The 18,667-nt window shown below is 56.4% G+C and carries 18 protein-coding genes; 14 read left to right on the forward strand and 4 right to left on the reverse strand.

Annotated features, from left to right (window positions below; translation table 11 throughout):
• Positions 1-294 precede the first annotated feature (294 nt).
• Together ydgH and EH164_RS12340 are read left to right on the forward strand one after the other, a co-directional pair.
• Positions 295-1,239: a DUF1471 family protein YdgH gene (gene ydgH, locus EH164_RS12335; protein WP_023481762.1), complete on the forward strand. Its 945-nt coding sequence runs from the start codon at positions 295-297 to the stop codon at positions 1,237-1,239.
• Positions 1,240-1,437: 198 nt separating this feature from the next.
• The gene (locus EH164_RS12340; RefSeq protein WP_124968427.1) at positions 1,438-2,820 is read left to right on the forward strand and encodes an amino acid permease; all 1,383 of its coding nucleotides are present in this window, start codon (positions 1,438-1,440) and stop codon (positions 2,818-2,820) included.
• Positions 2,821-2,822: 2 nt separating this feature from the next.
• Here the strand turns inward: EH164_RS12340 and EH164_RS12345 are convergent, their stop codons facing one another.
• The gene (locus EH164_RS12345; protein WP_124971427.1) at positions 2,823-3,158 is read right to left on the reverse strand and encodes a GlpM family protein; all 336 of its coding nucleotides are present in this window, start codon (positions 3,156-3,158) and stop codon (positions 2,823-2,825) included.
• Positions 3,159-3,286: 128 nt separating this feature from the next.
• Between EH164_RS12345 and rstA the strand changes: the two genes are divergently transcribed.
• The 3 genes from rstA (at position 3,287) to tus (ending at position 6,326) form a co-directional block, all read left to right on the forward strand.
• Complete coding sequence (rstA, locus tag EH164_RS12350) at positions 3,287-4,003, forward strand: two-component system response regulator RstA (protein ID WP_124968428.1); 717 nt, start codon at positions 3,287-3,289, stop codon at positions 4,001-4,003.
• 21 nt (positions 4,004-4,024) lie between these two features.
• Positions 4,025-5,320 (forward strand): two-component system sensor histidine kinase RstB, encoded by a 1,296-nt coding sequence (gene rstB, locus EH164_RS12355; RefSeq protein ID WP_023481468.1) that lies wholly within the window; start codon positions 4,025-4,027, stop codon positions 5,318-5,320.
• Between the two features lie 76 nt (positions 5,321-5,396).
• A complete protein-coding gene (gene tus / locus EH164_RS12360) occupies positions 5,397-6,326 on the forward strand; it encodes a DNA replication terminus site-binding protein (RefSeq protein ID WP_124968429.1) in 930 nt (309 codons plus the stop codon).
• On the opposite strand, the gene fumC is transcribed toward tus, so the two are convergent.
• Positions 6,323-7,723 (reverse strand): class II fumarate hydratase, encoded by a 1,401-nt coding sequence (gene fumC / locus EH164_RS12365; RefSeq protein ID WP_124968430.1) that lies wholly within the window; start codon positions 7,721-7,723, stop codon positions 6,323-6,325. The two genes, tus and fumC, sit on opposite strands and share 4 nt — an antisense overlap.
• A 150-nt stretch (positions 7,724-7,873) precedes the next feature.
• Complete coding sequence (fumA, locus tag EH164_RS12370; RefSeq protein WP_124968431.1) at positions 7,874-9,520, reverse strand: class I fumarate hydratase FumA; 1,647 nt, start codon at positions 9,518-9,520, stop codon at positions 7,874-7,876.
• 198 nt (positions 9,521-9,718) lie between these two features.
• Here fumA and manA point away from each other — a divergent pair, with 198 nt between their 5' ends.
• The 5 genes from manA to EH164_RS12395 all read left to right on the forward strand — a co-directional run bounded on the left by manA (position 9,719) and on the right by EH164_RS12395 (position 13,768).
• A complete protein-coding gene (gene manA, locus EH164_RS12375; protein WP_124968432.1) occupies positions 9,719-10,897 on the forward strand; it encodes a mannose-6-phosphate isomerase in 1,179 nt (392 codons plus the stop codon).
• A 100-nt stretch (positions 10,898-10,997) separates the two neighbouring features.
• Complete coding sequence (locus EH164_RS12380) at positions 10,998-12,530, forward strand: YdgA family protein (RefSeq protein WP_124968433.1); 1,533 nt, start codon at positions 10,998-11,000, stop codon at positions 12,528-12,530.
• Between the two features lie 219 nt (positions 12,531-12,749).
• On the forward strand, positions 12,750-13,001 hold the full coding sequence (locus EH164_RS12385) for a two-component-system connector protein YcgZ (RefSeq protein WP_124968434.1): 252 nt from the start codon (positions 12,750-12,752) through the stop codon (positions 12,999-13,001).
• Between the two features lie 91 nt (positions 13,002-13,092).
• Positions 13,093-13,392, forward strand: a complete 300-nt coding sequence (locus EH164_RS12390; protein ID WP_124968435.1) for a hypothetical protein — start codon at positions 13,093-13,095, stop codon at positions 13,390-13,392.
• A gap of 163 nt (positions 13,393-13,555) precedes the next feature.
• On the forward strand, positions 13,556-13,768 hold the full coding sequence (locus EH164_RS12395) for a hypothetical protein (protein ID WP_124968436.1): 213 nt from the start codon (positions 13,556-13,558) through the stop codon (positions 13,766-13,768).
• A 60-nt stretch (positions 13,769-13,828) separates the two neighbouring features.
• Here the strand turns inward: EH164_RS12395 and EH164_RS12400 are convergent, their stop codons facing one another.
• Positions 13,829-14,077 carry a biofilm development regulator YmgB/AriR family protein gene (locus EH164_RS12400; protein ID WP_124968437.1) on the reverse strand — a complete coding sequence of 83 codons (249 nt, stop codon included), beginning with the start codon at positions 14,075-14,077 and terminating at the stop codon, positions 13,829-13,831.
• Between the two features lie 288 nt (positions 14,078-14,365).
• On the opposite strand from EH164_RS12400, the gene malX reads away from it, so the two are divergent.
• The 4 genes from malX to add all read left to right on the forward strand — a co-directional run bounded on the left by malX (position 14,366) and on the right by add (position 18,642).
• Positions 14,366-15,982 carry a maltose/glucose-specific PTS transporter subunit IIBC gene (malX, locus tag EH164_RS12405; protein ID WP_124968438.1) on the forward strand — a complete coding sequence of 539 codons (1,617 nt, stop codon included), beginning with the start codon at positions 14,366-14,368 and terminating at the stop codon, positions 15,980-15,982.
• Complete coding sequence (locus EH164_RS12410; protein ID WP_124968439.1) at positions 15,979-17,163, forward strand: MalY/PatB family protein; 1,185 nt, start codon at positions 15,979-15,981, stop codon at positions 17,161-17,163. Before malX ends, EH164_RS12410 begins: the two co-directional genes overlap by 4 nt.
• A gap of 28 nt (positions 17,164-17,191) precedes the next feature.
• The gene (locus EH164_RS12415; RefSeq protein WP_241174960.1) at positions 17,192-17,473 is read left to right on the forward strand and encodes a hypothetical protein; all 282 of its coding nucleotides are present in this window, start codon (positions 17,192-17,194) and stop codon (positions 17,471-17,473) included.
• 167 nt (positions 17,474-17,640) lie between these two features.
• Entirely contained in the window at positions 17,641-18,642 is a 1,002-nt protein-coding gene (gene add / locus EH164_RS12420; RefSeq protein WP_124968440.1) for an adenosine deaminase, read from the forward strand.
• The last annotated feature ends 25 nt before the right edge of the window (positions 18,643-18,667 follow it).

An 18,667-nucleotide genomic window follows, 5' to 3' on the forward strand; every position in this document is an offset into this window, starting at 1 on the left:
CTTAAATTAACGTGGAAAGGCTGATATTCCGCTTAAGCGAAGCGGCAAAACATGATTTATCTCCGCCCCACCATCCCTTTTAACATTACATTAACTTTAAAAACTCATAACCTTTATCACTTTTGCTGGTCAAGGGGCTATTTTTTCAACATATCACTAAAGGTTATGGTTTATTCCCCTGGCCGCGCACACTCTGTAAAAAATGACGCAGACAGTCGCGCGGTTTAAATGCAATAATCACCGACGTTTTATTAATAACAACTTATGGTTTGCGCAAGGCGAAGGATTATTTTTATGAAGCTCAAGTACACCCTCCTGGCGTCAGCACTTCTGTCCGCAACCGCGTTTACTGCTAACGCCGCGACAGAGTTAACACCGGAGCAAGCCGCTGCGGTGAAGCCTTACGATCGCATCGTGATTACCGGACGTTTTAACGCGATTGGCGATGCGGTTAACGCCGTCTCCAAACGCGCAGATAAAGAGGGCGCGGCCTCTTTTTATGTTGTTGACACCTCTGATGCCAATAACAGCGGCAACCAGCGCGTCACCGCCGATCTCTACAAAGCAGATGCGGCGAAAGCAGACAAGCCGACCTATCGCGTGATCAATGGCGTAACAGAATATCCAAAAGATAAAGCCATTGCGCTCGAGCCTTATGATACCGTGACGGTGCAGGGTTTCTACCGCACCCAGCCGGAAGTTAACGACGCTATCAGTAAAGCGGCGAAAGCGAAGGGCGCTGATGCGTTCTATATCGTGCGCCAGGTTGATGCCAACCAGGGCGGTAACCAGCTGATTACGGCCTTCATCTATAAAGCCAATGCGAAAAAACGCGTGATTCAGAGCGCAGACGCCATCCCACGCGACTCCGAAGCGGGCCGTGCCGCGCTGGCGAAAGGCGGTGAAGAAGCGAAGCGTGTTGAAATTCCAGGCGTAGCGTCAGATGCCACCGCAGGCGTAGGCGTCGGCCGTTTCTTTGAAACGCAATCCTCCACCGGTGGTCGTTACAGTGTCACGCTTCCGGACGGTAAAAAGATTGAAGAGCTGAATAAAATCACCGCTGCGCAGATGGTGCCTTTCGACAGCGTTAAGTTTACCGGCAACTATGGCAACATGACTGAAATCTCTTATCAGGTCGCCAAACGTGCCGCCGCAAAAGGCGCGAAGTACTATCACATCACGCGTCAGTGGTCTGAAAGCGGCAACAACATGACCATCAGCGCCGACCTCTATAAATAAGGCGTCGCTCAGAGAAAAGGCGGCTTAGAAAGCCGCCTTTTTTTTCAGTTTTATCTACTTTTTCACAAAATTCCCCTCGCCCTCATTGCATGCCCTGACGACTCTCCGTAAAATTCCGCGCCTTAGTGATATCCACCATATTTATGCGCTCCGGCAAAATAATTATTCTGGATGAGTTGCTTTTTTGACAGGATAACAATGGAAAAGAAACTTGGCCTTAGCGCTTTAACTGCGCTGGTCCTGAGCTCAATGCTTGGTGCGGGCGTCTTCAGCCTGCCGCAAAATATGGCGGAAGTCGCCAGCCCTGCCGCGCTGATTATCGGCTGGCTGATCACCGGCGTCGGCATCATCCTTCTCGCCTTCGCCATGCTGATCCTGACCCGCATCCGCCCCGATCTCGATGGCGGCATCTTCACCTACGCCCGTGAAGGCTTTGGCGAGCTGATTGGTTTCTGCTCCGCCTGGGGCTACTGGCTATGCGCGGTGATCGCCAATGTCTCCTATCTGGTGATCGTCTTCTCCGCCCTCAGTTTCTTCACTGACAGCCCGTCATTGCGGCTGTTTGGCGATGGCAACACCTGGCAGTCGATCGTCGGCGCCTCCGCGCTGCTGTGGATTGTTCATGCGCTAGTGCTGCGCGGTGTGCAAACCGCAGCGAGCATCAACCTGGCGGCAACGCTGGCGAAACTGGTGCCGCTCGGGCTGTTTGTCGTACTGGCGGCGCTGGCCTTCAACCTCGATAAATTCTCCCTCGACTTCAGCGGCGTAGCGCTCGGCGTGCCGGTGTGGGAGCAGGTGAAAAACACCATGCTGATCACCCTGTGGGTGTTTATCGGCGTGGAGGGCGCGGTGGTCGTCTCTGCCCGTGCGCGGAATAAACAGGATGTCGGCCGCGCAACGCTGCTGGCAGTGCTGGCGGCGCTGACGGTCTACCTGCTGGTGACGTTGCTCTCTCTCGGCGTGGTCGCACGCCCGGAACTAGCGGAGATGCGCAACCCGTCAATGGCCGGGCTGATGGTGAAACTGCTGGGCAGCTGGGGCGAAGTGGTGATCGCGACGGGGCTGATTATCTCTGTCTGCGGTGCCTACCTGAGCTGGACCATTATGGCGGCGGAAGTGCCACTGCTGGCGGCAACGCATAAAGCCTTCCCGCGTATCTTCGCGCATCAGAACAAACAGAACGCGCCTGCGGCTTCGCTGTGGCTGACCAACGCCAGCGTGCAGATCTGCCTGGTGCTGATCTGGCTTACCGGTTCGGATTACAACACTCTGCTGACCATTGCCTCAGAGATGATCCTTGTGCCCTACCTGCTGGTCGGTGCTTTCCTGCTGAAAATCGCGCGTCGTCCGCTGCACCGGGTGGTCGCCGTTGGGGCTTGCCTCTACGGTTTATGGCTGCTCTATGCCTCCGGCCCGATGCACCTGCTGCTCTCGGTGGTGCTCTATGCCCCCGGTCTGCTGGTCTTTATCTATGCCCGCAGCACCCATAGCGAAACCATCTCGCTGATGCAGCGCGAAAAAGTCCTGATTTTCCTGCTGCTGGTTGCCGCCCTGCCCGCCACCTGGATGCTGGTGCGCTGAGATCAGTGCAGGCGACTCCAGCAGTAGATTAACAGCCAGGCGCTGAGGCTCCAGCAGATCACCGCACAGCCCAGCGCCGGCCCTACCCGCATAAAAGCGGTGAAGTACCAGAGCGAAAGCAGATAGAGAAAGTAAGGGATGATCGCCCACATGCCAAAGATAATGGTGGTGCGCAGCGCCTCGACACCGCGCTCGGTGGCGACAATATAGTGCGCAATCATCGCAAAGGTAGGAAAGAGCGGGATTAACCCGGCTATATAGTAGTTTTTTGTCTTCGCCAGCACACCAATCAGCACCACCACCAGCGCGCCAATTGCCGCCTTCATCAGCAAGCCCATCATTTTTCCTGTTAACATTTCAACAACATAGACCGCCAGCATAACGGAAGAACATTCGTTTAGAAAAGAGTAATGGCAGGTTCCATCAAGGCGGTGTATGTTGACGTTTTTGTTAATCATAATGGCTTATGAATAAGATCGTTTTTGTAGAAGACGACCCGGATGTGGGCGCACTGATTGCCGCGTACCTTGGCAAACACGATATGGATGTGATTGTCGAGCCGAGAGGCGATCGCGCTGAAGAGGTGATCGCACGGGAGAACCCGGAGCTGGTGCTGCTTGATATTATGCTGCCTGGCAAAGATGGTATGACCCTGTGCCGCGACCTGCGCAAACAGTGGACCGGGCCGATTGTGCTGCTGACCTCGCTCGACAGCGATATGAACCATATCCTGTCGCTGGAGATGGGCGCTAACGACTATATTCTGAAAACCACTCCGCCCGCCGTGCTGCTGGCGCGGCTGCGGCTCCATTTACGCCAGCGCAGCGCAGCGACCGCCGAGCCTGCGGTGCCATCGCTGAAACAGCATAAAACCATTACCTTCGGCACGTTGTCGATTGACCCCGTTAACCGCCAGGTTCTGCTGGCAGGCGTTGAGGTGGCGCTTTCAACCGCTGACTTTGATCTGCTGTGGGAGCTTGCCACCCACGCGGGACAAATTATGGATCGTGATGCGCTGCTGAAAAACCTGCGCGGCGTAAGCTACGACGGGATGGATCGCAGTGTTGATGTGGCAATTTCGCGCCTGCGCAAAAAGCTGCTCGACAGCGCCACTGAGCCCTATCGTATTAAAACCGTCCGTAACAAAGGCTATCTGTTTGCTCCCCATGCGTGGGACAACTGAAATCCGTAACCAGGTGTCACGATGAAAAAGCTGTTCGTCCAGTTTTACCTTCTGCTGTTCGTCTGCTTTCTGGTGATGACGATGCTGGTCGGTCTGGTCTATAAATTTACCGCCGAGCGTGCCGGTCGCCAGTCTCTCGACGATTTGATGAAAAGCTCGCTCTACCTGATGCGTAGCGAACTGCGCGAAATCCCGCCCCACGAGTGGGCAAAGACCTTAAAAGATCTGGATCTGAATCTCTCTTTTGATCTGCAGGTCGAGCCGATGAACAAATTCACCCTCGATCCTGCCGCTGCCCAGCGTCTGCGCGAAGGCGATATCGTCGCGCTTGATTCGGAATACACCTTTATCCAGCGCATTCCGCGTAGTCACTATGTGCTGGCGGTCGGCCCGGTGCCCTATCTCTTTTTCCTGCATGAAACGCGGCTACTGGATATGGGGCTGATGGCGCTGATTGCCATCTCGCTGGCCTTCCCGGTCTTTATCTGGATGCGGCCGCACTGGCAGGAGATGCTGCGGCTGGAGTCCGCCGCACAGCGTTTTGGTGAAGGCCATCTTGAGGAGCGCATTCACTTTGACAGCGCCTCCAGTTTCGAACGGCTCGGCATCGCTTTTAACCAGATGGCGGACAATATCAACGCCTTAATCGCCAGTAAAAAGCAGCTAATTGACGGCATCGCTCATGAATTACGTACGCCGCTGGTCAGGCTGCGTTACCGGCTGGAGATGAGCGATAACCTCAGCGAGGCCGAGCACACCGCACTGAACCGCGATATCGGGCAACTGGAGGGGTTGATTGAGGAGTTGCTGACTTATGCCCGCCTCGATCGCCCACAGACCGAATTGCAGCTGACGACGCCGGATCTGCCCGCCTGGTTCAGCAGTTATCTCGACGATGCGCGCAGCATGAACCCGCAACATAGCTTACTGCTCGACTGCCAGGCCGGTGACGAGTATGGCGCGCTCGATATGCGCCTGATGGAGCGCGTGCTGGATAATCTGGTCAACAATGCCCTGCGCTACAGCGAAGGGACGATTAAGGTGACGCTACAGCGCCAGGGATCGCTTGCCAGCATGACGGTAGAGGATGATGGCCCCGGTATCGCCCCGGCTGAACGGGAGCGTATTTTCGAACCCTTTGTGCGCCTCGACCCGAGCCGCGATCGCGCCACCGGCGGCTGCGGCTTAGGGCTGGCCATTGTGCACTCCATCGCCCAAGCCTTTGGCGGCAGCGTCAGCTGCGACGAGAGCGAGCTGGGCGGTGCGAAATTTACCTTCCAGTGGCCGATCTACCATAACCTTCCGCTTCCTGTTTAACCTTTAAACGCACAGTGGCTAATGCCCGGCTCCTGTGCTATAAACCATGAGTATGTTGTAACTACAGGAGTGCAAAATGGTCGCCTTAGATCTGATTGACCGCCTGAACAGCACCTTTCGCCAGCTGGAGCGTGAGCTGGCGGCGCTGAAGGCTGAACTGAGCGAGTGCCGCCTGATGGTCGCCCGCGTCTTTACCCTGCCGGAGATTGCCAAAGGCGCCGAGCACGATCCGCTCCCGACCATCGCAGTGAAGCAGCATATCGGCAAAGCGGCGGCCAGCCTCGCGCTCAACCACTACACCCATCTCTTTATTCAGCAGCAGTCGGAAAATCGCAGCAGTAAAGCCGCCGTGCGGCTGCCCGGCGTGGTCTGCTATCAGGGAAGTGACGCGATGTTGCAGGCGCTGGAGGCGCGCATTAACGCCATCAATTCGCTCAAACAGGCTTTTGAAAAGATCGTCACGGTTGAATCCGGGCTGGCGCCCACTGCCCGCTTCGAGTGGGTACATCGCCATCTGCCGGGGCTGATTACCCTCAATGCTTACCGCACATTAACACTGCTGCGCGCACCGGCGACCATCCGTTTCGGCTGGGCTAATAAGCACATTATTAAAAATTTCACCCGCGATGAGGTGCTGGCGCAGCTGGAGAAGAGCCTGAAATCACCGCGCGCGGTAGCAGGCTGGAGCAGAGATGAGTGGCTGGCGCGCGTTCAGCAGGAGTACAACGATGTCGCCGCCCTGCCGCAAAAAGCGCGGTTGAAGATCAAACGTCCGGTGAAGGTGCAACCTATCGCCCGCGTCTGGTACGCCGGCTCGCAAAAACAGGTGCAGCACGCCTGCCCGACGCCGATTATCACGCTGATATCGGAGGAGAATGGCGGCGCGGTGCCGGACGTCGGCGAACTGCTGGACTACAACGCCGATAACGTTCAGCACCGCTACAAACCGCAGGCGCAGCCGTTAACCCCGATTATTCCCCGGCTGCACCTCTACGTGGCGGATTAGACAGGCTTCATGCTGCCGACCATCGATTCCGGCCGCACCCAGCTGTCAAACTCGGCTTCCGTCAGGTAGCCGAGCGCCAGCGCCGAGGCTTTCAGCGTCAGCCCCTCTTTATGCGCCTTTTTGGCAATCTCCGCCGCTTTGTCATAGCCAATATGGGTATTGAGGGCGGTCACCAGCATTAGCGACTCATTCAGCAACTGATCGATACGCTCCCGGTTCGGCTCAATGCCCACCGCGCAGTGCTCATTGAAGCTCTCCATACCATCCGCCAGCAGGCGAATCGACTGCAGGAAGTTATGGATCACCATCGGGCGGAAGACGTTAAGCTCAAAGTTACCCGACGCGCCGCCCATATTCACCGCCACATCGTTGCCCAGCACCTGACAGCAGAGCATGGTCATCGCTTCGCACTGGGTCGGGTTAACTTTGCCCGGCATGATGGAGCTGCCCGGCTCATTTTCCGGGATCGAAATTTCGCCAATGCCGCAGCGCGGGCCGGAGGCGAGCCAGCGCACATCGTTGGCGATTTTCATCAGCGACGCGGCCAGCCCCTTTAACGCGCCGTGGGCATGCACCAGCGCATCGCAGGTTGCCAGCGCTTCAAACTTGTTCGGCGCGGTAATGAACGGCTGCTGCGTAAAGCTTGCCAGCTCTTTCGCCACCCGTTCGGCATATTCCGGATGGGTATTCAGCCCGGTCCCCACCGCCGTGCCGCCGAGCGCCAGTTCGCCAAGATGCGGCAGGCTCTGTTCGATATGTTTAAGATTGTGCTCAAGCATCGCCACCCAGCCGGAGATCTCCTGGCCGAGGGTCAGCGGCGTTGCATCCTGCAAATGGGTACGGCCAATTTTGACGATATCGGCAAAGGCGGTGGCTTTTTCACTGAGGGTCTTTTTCAGTACCTGAAGCTGTGGGATAAGCTGCTCACGCACGCCAATTACCGCCGCGACGTGCATCGCCGTCGGGAAAACATCGTTGGAGCTCTGGCTCTTGTTGACGTCATCATTGGGGTGGATCTTGCGCGCCATGCCGCGCTCGCCGCCGAGGATCTCGCTGGCGCGGTTTGCCAGCACCTCATTCATATTCATGTTGCTCTGGGTGCCGGATCCGGTCTGCCAGATCGCCAGCGGAAACTCTTCAGGGTGTTTTCCGGCCAGCACCTCATCGGCCGCTGCCATAATTGCGCGCGCCTTCTCTTCCGGCAGCAGGCCCAGATCCTGGTTCACTTTCGCCGCCGCGCGTTTGGTCAGCGCCAGGGCGTGGATCAGCGAGACCGGCATCTTCTCTGTTGAGATACGGAAATGCTCAAGCGACCGCTGGGTCTGCGCGCCCCACAGCTTATCTGCCGGGACGTCAATCGCGCCCATCGAATCTTTCTCACTGCGATGCGTTGTCATTACTCTCTCCTTGGGTACAAAGTGATAGGGTTTTCGACTGGCTCACTTGCAAACAGGTAAAAGTATTGATGCTTTTTAGAATGTTGTTGTGAAGTTCGTGCTTTATCACTGCCAAAACGGGGAAAAAACCGCCCCGCAGGGCGGCAGGTACTATTTCAGGCAGCTGGCGCACTGACCAGACTGGATCTGCTGGAAGAAGTCATTCCCTTTGTCATCGACGAGAATAAAGGCCGGGAAATCCTCCACCTCAATTTTCCAGATAGCCTCCATACCCAATTCCGGGTAGGCGACACACTCAAGATGTTTAATGCTGTTTTGCGCGAGGATCGCCGCCGGGCCACCGATGCTGCCAAGGTAGAAACCACCGTGTTTCGCGCAGGCATCCGTCACCTGTTTGCTGCGGTTGCCCTTCGCCAGCATGATCATGCTGCCGCCCTGGGATTGCAGCTGATCGACGTAGGAGTCCATACGCCCGGCGGTGGTTGGGCCAAGCGAACCGGACGCGTACCCTTCCGGGGTTTTCGCCGGGCCGGCGTAGTAGATCGGGTGATCTTTTACGTACTGCGGCAGATGCTCGCCGCTGTCCATCAACTCTTTCAGCTTGGCGTGAGCGATATCGCGGGCGACGATAATCGTCCCGGTCAGCGACAGGCGCGTGGAGACCGGATACTTCGACAACTGAGCCAGGATCTCGCTCATCGGGCGGTTGAGATCGACTTTTACTGCCTCACCCTCACCCGCCTGGCGCAGTGCTTCCGGGATGTATTTGCCAGGGTTCTGCTCAAGGCGCTCAAGCCAGATGCCATCGCGGGTGATTTTGCCTTTGATATTGCGGTCTGCGGAGCACGACACGCCCATACCGACCGGGCAGGATGCGCCATGGCGCGGGAGACGGATCACGCGGATATCGTGGGCGAAGTATTTGCCGCCAAACTGCGCGCCAAGGCCAAGGTTGCGCGCCTCTTGCAGTAACTCCTGCTCAAGCTGCACATCGCGGAACGCCTGGCCGTGCTCGTTACCCTGGGTCGGCAGCGCGTCATAATATTTGGTCGAGGCCAGTTTGACGGTCTTCAGCGTCGCTTCCGCAGAGGTCCCACCAATCACAAAAGCGATGTGGTATGGCGGACAGGCCGCTGTGCCGAGGGTGCGCATTTTTTCTACCAGATAGTTTTTCAGCTTCGCCGGGGTGATCAGCGCTTTTGTCTCCTGGTAGAGATAGGTTTTGTTCGCTGAGCCGCCGCCTTTAGCGATAAACAGGAACTTATACGCCTCGCCATCAACGCTGTAGAGATCGATCTGCGCCGGCAGATTGGTGCCGGTGTTGACCTCTTTGTACATATCCAGCGGCGCGTTTTGCGAGTAGCGCAGGTTATCTTCGGTGTAAGTGTTGTAAACGCCCTGCGCCAGCGCGGCTTCATCGCCGCCGCCGGTCCAGACGCGCTGCCCTTTTTTACCCATGATGATCGCCGTGCCGGTATCCTGGCAGGTCGGCAGAATGCCTTTGGCAGCGATTTCTGAGTTGCGCAGGAACTGCAGCGCGACATATTTATCGTTCTCGCTCGCCTCCGGGTCGCTCAGAATATCGGCAACCTGCTGCTGATGCGCCGGGCGCAGGAGAAACGAAGCGTCATGGAAAGCGTGCTGCGCCAGCAGCGTCAGCGCCTGCGGATCGACTTTTAGAATATCCTGCCCCTCGAACTGGGCAACGGAGACGTGGTCGCGGCTTAGCAGATAGTATTCGGTGTCATCCTCTCCGAGGGGGAAAGGATCCTGATAACAGAAGGGTTTGTTCGACATTGTTCTCTCACTTACGGCACGATTTGGTTATTGTTCAGGCAGGAGATCCCTCAGCCTGTGTTAAAGCGAGTCGACATATCCTACACAAATTTTTAACAAAAACTGAGACTAGTACGACTTTTTACCCTCACTGATTACTTCCGCCGGGTTTGTTGCTTTAATGACGCGATAATTTTCCTAATCAAAAAGGGCTTGATAATGCAAAAACTCATCAACTCCGTGCAGAACTATGCCTGGGGTAGTAAAAGTGCGTTAACGGATCTCTACGGCATCGCCAATCCGGACAATCTGCCAATGGCCGAGTTGTGGATGGGTGCCCACCCGAAGAGCAGCTCAAAAGTGCAGGACGAACAGGGGCAAACCCGCGCGCTGCGCGAGGTGATCGAGGCCGACAAGCGCCGCCTGCTCGGCGATGCCGTGGCTGAACGCTTTGGCGAACTGCCATTCCTGTTTAAAGTGCTCTGCGCTGACCAACCGCTCTCAATCCAGGTTCACCCGAACAAGAAAAACTCAGAGCTGGGCTTTGCGAAAGAGAACGCGGCCGGTATTCCGCTGGATGCCGCCGAGCGCAACTACAAAGATCCTAACCACAAGCCGGAACTGGTCTTTGCCCTCACCCCTTTCCTGGCGATGAACGCGTTTCGTGAGTTCTCTGACATCGTCTCCCTGCTGCAACCGGTCGCCGGTGCGCACCCTGCCATCGCCCACTTCCTGCAGGCACCCGGTGCCGAGCGCCTGAGCGAGCTTTTTGCCGCGCTGCTCAATATGCAGAATGAGGAGAAGTCCCGCGCGCTGGCGGTGCTGAAGTCAGTGCTTGATAAAGAGCATGGCGAGCCGTGGAACACCATCCGCACCATTGCCGAATTCTATCCGGACGACAGCGGTCTCTTCTCACCGCTGCTGCTTAACGTGGTCAAACTTAACCCCGGCGAAGCGATGTTCCTGTTTGCGGAAACCCCGCACGCTTATTTGCAGGGCGTGGCACTGGAGGTAATGGCCAACTCTGATAACGTGCTGCGCGCCGGGTTGACGCCGAAATATATTGATATCCCGGAACTGGTGGCGAACGTCAAATTCACGCCGAAAGCGGCGGATCAACTGCTAACCCAACCGGTTCGTGACGATGCCGCCCTCGATTTCCCGATCCCGGTAGCTGACTTTGCCTTCTCGCTGCACGATCTCTCCACCCACGAAACGCCGCTGGCGCAGCAGAGCGCGGCGATTATCTTCTGTGTCGAAGGCGAAGCGGTGCTCAGTAAAGGTGAGCAGACGCTGGTGCTGAAAGCGGGCGAATCGGCGTTTATCGGCGCGGATGAGTCACCGGTCGCCGCAAGTGGCGCCGGACGGGTGGCGCGCGTGTTTAATAAAATCGACTAAGTTACTGAAGTTTTAAGCAACTATTGCTAAGCTTTAGCGAACTTCATTCGACAGTCCAGGCGGTTTGCACCGCCTGGTTTCTTTTTCAGGGATAAGCGCTATGAAAAAAACGTTGGTTGCCGCCGGGGTTATTGTTGCATTAGGTGTCGTCTGGGCAGGCGGAGCCTGGTATACCGGGAAACAGCTGGAAGGACGTCTGGGTGAGATGGTGAGCCAGGCAAATGCCCAGATCAAACGCAGCGCGCCGGACGCCAATGTTGAGCTTTCGGCGCAGGATTACAAACGCAGCCTCTTCTCCAGTACCTTTACGCTGCAGGTCAAGCCCATTGCAGGCACCACCAGCCCGTGGCTGAAGCCGGGCCAGAGCGTGGTTCTGCATGAAAATGTCGATCATGGCCCCTTCCCGCTGGCACAGCTGAAATCCTTCAGCCTGACGCCGGCGATGGCCTCCGTCCACACGCAGCTGGTCAATAATGACGTCACCAAAGCGCTGTTCGAGATGGCAAAGGGTGAGTCGCCGTTCGTCGCCGAAACGCGTATTGGCTACGCCGGTGATACCCGCAGCGACATCAACCTGCGCGCGCTGAATTTCGAAAAAGAGGGTGAGAAAGTCGCTTTCGGCGGCGGTAATTTCCGCGTCAGCGCTGATAAAGAGGGCAATGCGGTCGCGGTGAGCGGCGAAGCGCAAAGCGGCCTGGTCGATACGGTTAACGAGTTTGGCCAGAAAGTGCAGCTCTCATTTAATAACTTCAAGACCGATGGCTCGAGCGAAATGAGTGCTTTTAATGAGCGCACCGGCAGCCAGAAGATGAGCCTTGATAAACTTGCTATCTCCATTGAAAACAAAGAGATGGCGATTCTTGAAGGGATGGAACTTACGGCGAAATCGGACGTGGCGGACGATAAGAAAAATATCAACAGCCAGGTCGATTACACCCTCAACAGCCTGAAAGTACAGGGCCAGGATCTCGGCAACGGCAAACTGACGCTGAAAGTCGGCCAGGTTGATGGCAACGCCTGGCATCAGGCCACGCAGCAGTATGATGCGCAGATCCGCGCCCTGATGGCGCAGCCTGATATTGCCCAGAATCCTGAGCTGTACCAGCAGAAAGCGACCGAAGCGTTTCTCAGCGTCGTACCGCTGCTGCTGAAAGGCGAGCCGGTGATTACCGTTGCCCCGCTGAGCTGGAAAAATGCGAAAGGCGAATCGACCTTTAACCTCTCGCTGTTCCTGAAAGATCCGGCAAAAACCGCTGACGCCCCGCAGACGCTGGCGCAGCAGGTTGATCGCAATGTGAAATCTCTCGACGCCAAGCTCTCCATTCCGGTGGATATGGCGACCGAGCTGATGACCCAGGTGGCGAAGCTGCAAGGGTATCAGCAAGAGGATGCGGCAAAGCTGGCTAGCCAGCAGGTGAAAGGCCTGGCGGCAATGGGCCAGATGTTCCGCATCACCACCCTTGAGAACAACACCATTCTCACCAGCCTGCAGTATGCCAATGGCCAGGTGACGCTGAACGGCGAGAAGATGCCGCTGGAGCAGTTTGTCGGCATGTTTGGCCTGCCTTCAATGCAGCCAGCCGTACCGGGTGGAGCGGTTTCTCCCGCTCCACCGGCAATCCCGCAGCAGTAAGCAAAACGCCCCTCACATGAGGGGCATTTTTTTGCTTTCCGGCGGAAGATATATCCTTCCAGAGTGCCCTTTTCCCTTCCCTATCTATTTCTTTCAGTTATTATTAGCGAGCAAAATTCGGGGCTGCTGAATGCTATGTAGCGCGAGGCTGATAACCGAATCAGTCCGTCGATGCAAAATCATTCTTTTGGCATTTAGCCCGTTGAAGAGAGGACAGTCGTGAAAGGTTTCCAGGGTAAAGGTCCGGATGAGAGTGCGTTCTTCCCGCCGGGTTGCACGCCCTCGCAAGAGGAGTTGTTGGGCGAAATCGTGATCGAGCTTTTGCGTGAAAAAGGCCAGGTCAGCCGACAGAGTCTCTGTATCAAACTGGCAACGCGTCTCGATAACGCCAACGATCCATTAACAGAAGCGCGCTATGGCGATCTGCTGAAGCTGATTTTCACCAGAAAAATGGGATCGTCATTTCCATAATTTTAATCAATGCGCTATAACGTTTAGCATAACGTTACTAAGATGCATGACCGGGAAACCTTTGTACGGTGCAGCAAATGTGTGAGGCAGAATGAGTAAAAATGAGTCAGATAAGCTTGTAGATACGGTAATGGGCGAGGCGGTACTGGCCCTGCTTGATTCAGATGATGATGTCTCTTTTGATGCGCTGATTGGGCAACTGCAAGAGTCCCTGATGAGCGAAGTCGACAGCACACGACGCGAAGCGCTGCAAAGTGCGATCAGCGGTATTCACCACTATAAAACCCAGCCAGCCTCACGCGGGCGCAAAAGCAGTTTACAGGTCAGCCGCCTAAAGAGCCGGTTGCCTTTATCAGGCCCGGGCATAGATAACAAAGCCCGCAAGCACTGATTTTCCAGCAACATCTCGTCACCAGGTCTGGCGTTCCCCACCGGCCCCCTACTTTTCACCCTTCTATTCAGACTTGCTTCGCATGTTTCGACGAATGCACAGTAGATTTGATCTGGCCCGCGTGCCTGGAAGAGAGAATCAACAGTGCAACAAGGGAGAGTCATTGAACGACGATGTGCAAGTTGAACCTGAAGAGATCCATGAGGTCATCGGCATAGCCGCTACCTACCTTATGCATTCTCAACGGCCTGTGAAGCCCAGTAACCTGATTATGGTGCTGCGTGCACAGAGCAGTATAACCACCGATCCCAGACAGAAGCGCGTGCTTGATGCCGCCCGGCAGCTTATCCTCGAACGGGTAACTTACTCCGCCTGACTAGCGTGAAAACGCCTTCGTCTGCAATGAAGGCGTCTTTGTTGATAAATCGATGCTGGTTTACATGTCGTCCGGCCTTTTCTGCACCACTCTTTCTAATGCGTTGCGATACACCTCCAGCATTACGGGATTATCTTCTGTTTCGAGTAGCCCAATCAGTGCCAGGATGAGATGTTTATGGTTGACGTCGCGCTGCTGCAAACGCAGGTTCGAAAGGAGGGTGCTAATCACCTGCTTTTCAGCCTCTTCATCACGCGCGGTGACGCCAAAATAGGCGTTGAACTGCTCTTCAGTGGTTGTCGTCTGCATACTCATCCTGCATAGAGATACGAAAAACGGACCTCCGCATCAGGGTTGGAGGGTGTAATTTCGCCACTAAAAATAGTCTTGGTTTTCGGCCTTCGCAACAGGATATATAAAATTTTCTCAGCCATTTGCCAAAGCTGGAAAACACCTCGCAAATCCCCCTCTATCTGGTTGAATTCCTAATTAAGATCGTCAGGATGATTAGCTCTGCCGCCAGCGCCAGAAACCTGATACAACGCTATACGCAAAGTCAGGAAGCCTGCCGTTCGCTTACTTTTTTGAGGAGTTGTTATGACGGGTAAAAAAAGGTCGGGTAGTGCCGTATGGGAATTTTTTCAGCAGTTAGGACGCACCTTTATGCTGCCGGTCGCGCTGCTCTCCTTTTGCGGTATTATGCTGGGCATTGGCAGTTCGCTGAGCAGCCGCGATGTGATTACGCTGCTGCCGCTGTTAGGCCATCCATTACTGCAGGCAATCTTTGTCTGGATGAGCAAAATCGGTGCGTTTGCCTTCACCTTCTTACCGGTGATGTTCTGTATTGCCATTCCGCTGGGTCTTGCGCGGGAAGATAAAGGCGTCGCCGCCTTTTCTGGCTTTGTCGGCTATGCGGTGATGAACCTGGCGGTCAACTTCTGGCTCACCGCGCAGGGTATTTTACCCACCAGCGACGCTGCCGTGCTCAAGGCGCATAACATTCAGAGCGTGCTCGGCATTCAGTCAATTGATACCGGTATTCTCGGCGCGGTGATTGCGGGGGTGATCGTCTGGCGTCTGCACGAGCGCTTTCACACTCTGCGCCTGCCGGATGCGCTGGCCTTTTTTGGCGGCACGCGTTCCGTCCCCATTGTTACCAGCGTGGTGATGGGCATTGTCGGCCTGCTGATCCCGCTTATCTGGCCCTGGTTTGCGCTTGGCATCAGCGGCCTCGGGCAACTTATCGATCGCGCGGGCGACTTCGGGCCGATGATCTTTGGCACCGGCGAGCGGCTGCTGCTCCCCTTCGGTTTACAACATATTCTGGTCGCACTGATCCGCTTTACCGACGCGGGCGGCACCATGGAGGTGTGCGGACATCAGGTAAGCGGCGCGCTGACCATCTTCCAGGCCCAGCTTGGCTGCCCGCAGACGCACGGCTTCTCTGAGAGCGCGACCCGTTTTCTCTCGCAGGGGAAAATGCCCGCATTCCTGGGTGGGCTGCCCGGCGCGGCGCTGGCGATGTACCACTGCGCGCGGCCGGAAAACCGCCATAAGATTAAGGGGCTGCTGATTTCAGGTGTTATCGCCTGCGTCGTCGGCGGCACTACCGAGCCGGTTGAGTTCCTGTTTCTTTTTGTCGCCCCGGCGCTCTATCTGATCCACGCCCTCCTCACTGGCCTCGGCTTTACCGTTATGGCAGTGCTCGGAGTAACGATTGGCAACACCGACGGCAATGTGATTGATTTCATCGTCTTCGGCGTGCTGCACGGGCTGGCGACCAAATGGTATCTGGTGCCGCTGGTCGCCGCGGTGTGGTTTATCGTCTATTACGTGCTGTTCCGTTTCGCCATCACCCGTTTTGATCTGAAAACGCCCGGCCGCGAACCGCAGACGGTTGAGAGCGAGCAAGGCACGACGCCAGAAGCGACAGACCGCTCCGGCTATAATGTTCCGGCCTTGCTTGCCGCCCTTGGCGGGGCGCAAAATGTGCAGAGCCTGGATAACTGTATTACCCGCCTGCGCCTGTCGGTGGGCAGCATGGCGCAGGTTGATGCCGCCGCGCTGAAAGCCCATCGCGCCCTCGGCGTGGTGAAGGTCAACGACCACAACCTGCAGGTGGTGATAGGGCCGCAGGTGCAGTCGGTAAAAGATGAAATGGCGCGGCTCATTGCAGCGGCGCAGGCACAGATAACCCCAGAGGCAAGTAGATGAAACGCGACGTTTCCTTTGATTTTTCCACTCCGGTCGATCGCCACGGCACCTGGTGCACCCAGTGGGACTACGTGAGCGACCGTTTCGGCCGCGCCGACCTGCTGCCCTTTACCATCTCGGATATGGATTTCGCCACCGCGCCCTGCATTCTCGACGCCATGCAAAAGCGCCTTGCGCACGGGGTTTTCGGCTACAGCCGCTGGCAGAACGACGACTTTCTCGGCGCCATCGAATACTGGCTCGCCAGCCGTTTCGACACCCGAATCGACTGTGACGCTCTGGTCTATGGGCCGTCGGTTATCTGGATGATTGCCGAGACCATCCGCCAGTGGACGCAGCCCGGCGATGCCGTTGTGGTTCACACGCCCGCCTATGACGCCTTTCCGAAGATGATAAGCCACAATCAGCGCAAGCTGCTGACGGTGCCGCTGCATCAATATCATGGCGGTTGGGTGTGTGACATGACGCAACTCGAAGCGGTGCTGGCGCGCCCGGAGAGCAAAGTTCTGCTGCTCTGCAGCCCGCATAACCCGACCGGCAAAGTGTGGACGCATGAAGAGCTGACCGCGATGGCACTGCTGTGCGAACGTCACCAGGTAAAAGTGATCAGCGATGAGATCCATATGGATATGGTCTGGAGCGCCCAGCAGCACACTCCGTGGGGTAACGTCGCGCGCTCACCGTGGGCGCTCTTCTCCTCGGCATCTAAAAGTTTCAATATCCCGGCATTAACTGGCGCATGGGGGCTGTTTGGCGACAAGGCGTCGCGTAATGGCTATCTCGACGCGTTAAAAAACGCTAACGGCTTGTCCTCGCCGTCGGTGCTGTCAGTCGCGGCGCATGTTGCCGCTTACCGCGAAGGCGGGCCGTGGCTTGAGGCTCTGCGCAGCTATCTGCGCGCTAACCTGGCTTATCTCGCCACGACCCTCAACGACGCCTTCCTGCAGCTGCGCTGGCAGCCGCCGGAGTCGACCTATCTGGCGTGGATCGATCTGCGGCCACTCGATATTGATGATGACAGGCTGCAAAAAACGCTGATTGAGCAGCAGCAGGTGGCGATTATGCGTGGTGGTGTCTATGGGCCAGCGGGGCGCGGGTTTATTCGCCTTAACGTCGGCTGCCCACGAGTGAAGCTGGAAGAGGGAGTAAAAAGGCTGATTGCCGCGCTGCGTTCATGTTAGCCTGTGGCGAAATTTATCAAGGGAGTGAATGATGGTCTGGGGCGTGTCGCTGGTTTACTTTGTTCTCGGCTGGATCTTTTTTACCCGCACGTTCCGTCTTTATGCGCTGGTGTCGAGCCTGCTGTTAGCCATCGCGCTGCACAACGTGCTGCAAAGCCGTCTGCTGGTGATCCTCTATCTCGCCGTGCTGGCGGTGGCCTTTATCACTCTCCTGTTGCTTAAACGTAGCCCGGACAAAAAGGGCACGCTCTACTTTTCAGTGCCCTGCTGGCTGCTGATCGTCACAGTGGTTTTCAACGTCTTCTTCTGAGGGTGTAAGCGGTGCCAGCCCGGCTTACGCTGGCATCAGCAGGTGCATATTTTCCCATATCCTTTGCGCGCCCTCCTTTTTTATCCTGCTAATTTTATTACTATTTTTAATAAGTTAACGAAGTGTTGTATAATGCTTTGCACTTTTACAAAAATATGAGTGCGATCATGATTGATTTAAAACTGCCTTTAACCGATATCCATCGTCATCTTGACGGCAATATCCGTGCCCAAACCATCCTCGATCTTGGCCGCCAGTATAATTTAACCCTCCCCGCGCAAACCCTCGACGCACTGCGCCCGCATGTGCAGGTGACCTCGAACGAGCCCGATTTAGTGAGCTTTCTCGCCAAACTTGACTGGGGCGTAAAGGTGCTGGCCTCGCTGGATGCCTGCCGTCGCGTAGCTTATGAAAACATGGAGGATGCGGCGCGAAATGGCCTGCACTATGTTGAGCTGCGCTTCTCGCCGGGCTATATGGCGATGACCCACAACCTGCCGGTGGCAGGCGTGGTGGAAGCGGTGATTGCCGGGGTACGTGAAGGGAGCCGCGATTTTAATGTGCAGGCGCGCTTAATCGGCATTCTGAGCCGCACCTTCGGCGAAGCCGCCTGCGAACAGGAGCTGGACGCCCTGCTCGCTCATCGCGACGGTATCACCGCTCTCGATCTGGCGGGCGATGAGCTCGGTTTTCCGGGAAGCCTGTTCCTCACCCACTTTACCCGCGCCCGCGATGCCGGCTGGCAGATCACCGTGCATGCCGGTGAAGCCGCTGGCCCGGAGAGCATCTGGCAGGCGATCCGTGAACTGGGTGCCGTGCGCATCGGTCACGGCGTAAAAGCGATTGAAGATGCCGCGCTGATGGACTTCCTTGCCGAGCAGCGGATTGGTATTGAATCCTGCCTCACCTCTAACATTCAGACCAGCACCGTGGCCTCTCTCGATCGCCATCCGCTGAAAACCTTCCTCGATCACGGCATTCTGGCCAGCATTAATACGGACGATCCGGCGGTACAGGGGATCGACATTGGTCACGAATATGACGTTGCAGCCCCGGCTGCTGGGCTGAGTAGCGAGCAGATCCGCCAGGCGCAGATTAACGGGCTGGAGTTGGCCTTTATCACTGCCGAAGAGAAACAGGCGCTGCGCGAGCGCGTCGCGCAGGCTTGATGAGCATGGCTCACGGCCTGCCGTG

It is taken from the genome of Kosakonia sp. CCTCC M2018092, from assembly GCF_003864115.1.
Classification (GTDB): domain Bacteria; phylum Pseudomonadota; class Gammaproteobacteria; order Enterobacterales; family Enterobacteriaceae; genus Kosakonia; species Kosakonia cowanii.

Excerpts from the sequence above, each read along its gene's own strand:
- rstB (WP_023481468.1), top strand. The coding sequence starts at position 4,025 with ATGAAAAAGCTGTTCGTCCAGTTTTACCTTCTGCTGTTCGTCTGCTTT.
- EH164_RS12400 (WP_124968437.1), bottom strand. The coding sequence starts at position 14,077 with ATGCAGACGACAACCACTGAAGAGCAGTTCAACGCCTATTTTGGCGTC.
- ydgH (WP_023481762.1), top strand. The coding sequence starts at position 295 with ATGAAGCTCAAGTACACCCTCCTGGCGTCAGCACTTCTGTCCGCAACC.
- EH164_RS12345 (WP_124971427.1), bottom strand. The coding sequence starts at position 3,158 with ATGGGCTTGCTGATGAAGGCGGCAATTGGCGCGCTGGTGGTGGTGCTG.
- rstA (WP_124968428.1), top strand. The coding sequence starts at position 3,287 with ATGAATAAGATCGTTTTTGTAGAAGACGACCCGGATGTGGGCGCACTG.
- EH164_RS12340 (WP_124968427.1), top strand. The coding sequence starts at position 1,438 with ATGGAAAAGAAACTTGGCCTTAGCGCTTTAACTGCGCTGGTCCTGAGC.
- EH164_RS12380 (WP_124968433.1), top strand. The coding sequence starts at position 10,998 with ATGAAAAAAACGTTGGTTGCCGCCGGGGTTATTGTTGCATTAGGTGTC.
- EH164_RS12415 (WP_241174960.1), top strand. The coding sequence starts at position 17,192 with ATGATGGTCTGGGGCGTGTCGCTGGTTTACTTTGTTCTCGGCTGGATC.
- EH164_RS12390 (WP_124968435.1), top strand. The coding sequence starts at position 13,093 with ATGAGTAAAAATGAGTCAGATAAGCTTGTAGATACGGTAATGGGCGAG.
- fumC (WP_124968430.1), bottom strand. The coding sequence starts at position 7,723 with ATGACAACGCATCGCAGTGAGAAAGATTCGATGGGCGCGATTGACGTC.
- EH164_RS12410 (WP_124968439.1), top strand. The coding sequence starts at position 15,979 with ATGAAACGCGACGTTTCCTTTGATTTTTCCACTCCGGTCGATCGCCAC.
- add (WP_124968440.1), top strand. The coding sequence starts at position 17,641 with ATGATTGATTTAAAACTGCCTTTAACCGATATCCATCGTCATCTTGAC.
- fumA (WP_124968431.1), bottom strand. The coding sequence starts at position 9,520 with ATGTCGAACAAACCCTTCTGTTATCAGGATCCTTTCCCCCTCGGAGAG.
- tus (WP_124968429.1), top strand. The coding sequence starts at position 5,397 with ATGGTCGCCTTAGATCTGATTGACCGCCTGAACAGCACCTTTCGCCAG.
- manA (WP_124968432.1), top strand. The coding sequence starts at position 9,719 with ATGCAAAAACTCATCAACTCCGTGCAGAACTATGCCTGGGGTAGTAAA.
- malX (WP_124968438.1), top strand. The coding sequence starts at position 14,366 with ATGACGGGTAAAAAAAGGTCGGGTAGTGCCGTATGGGAATTTTTTCAG.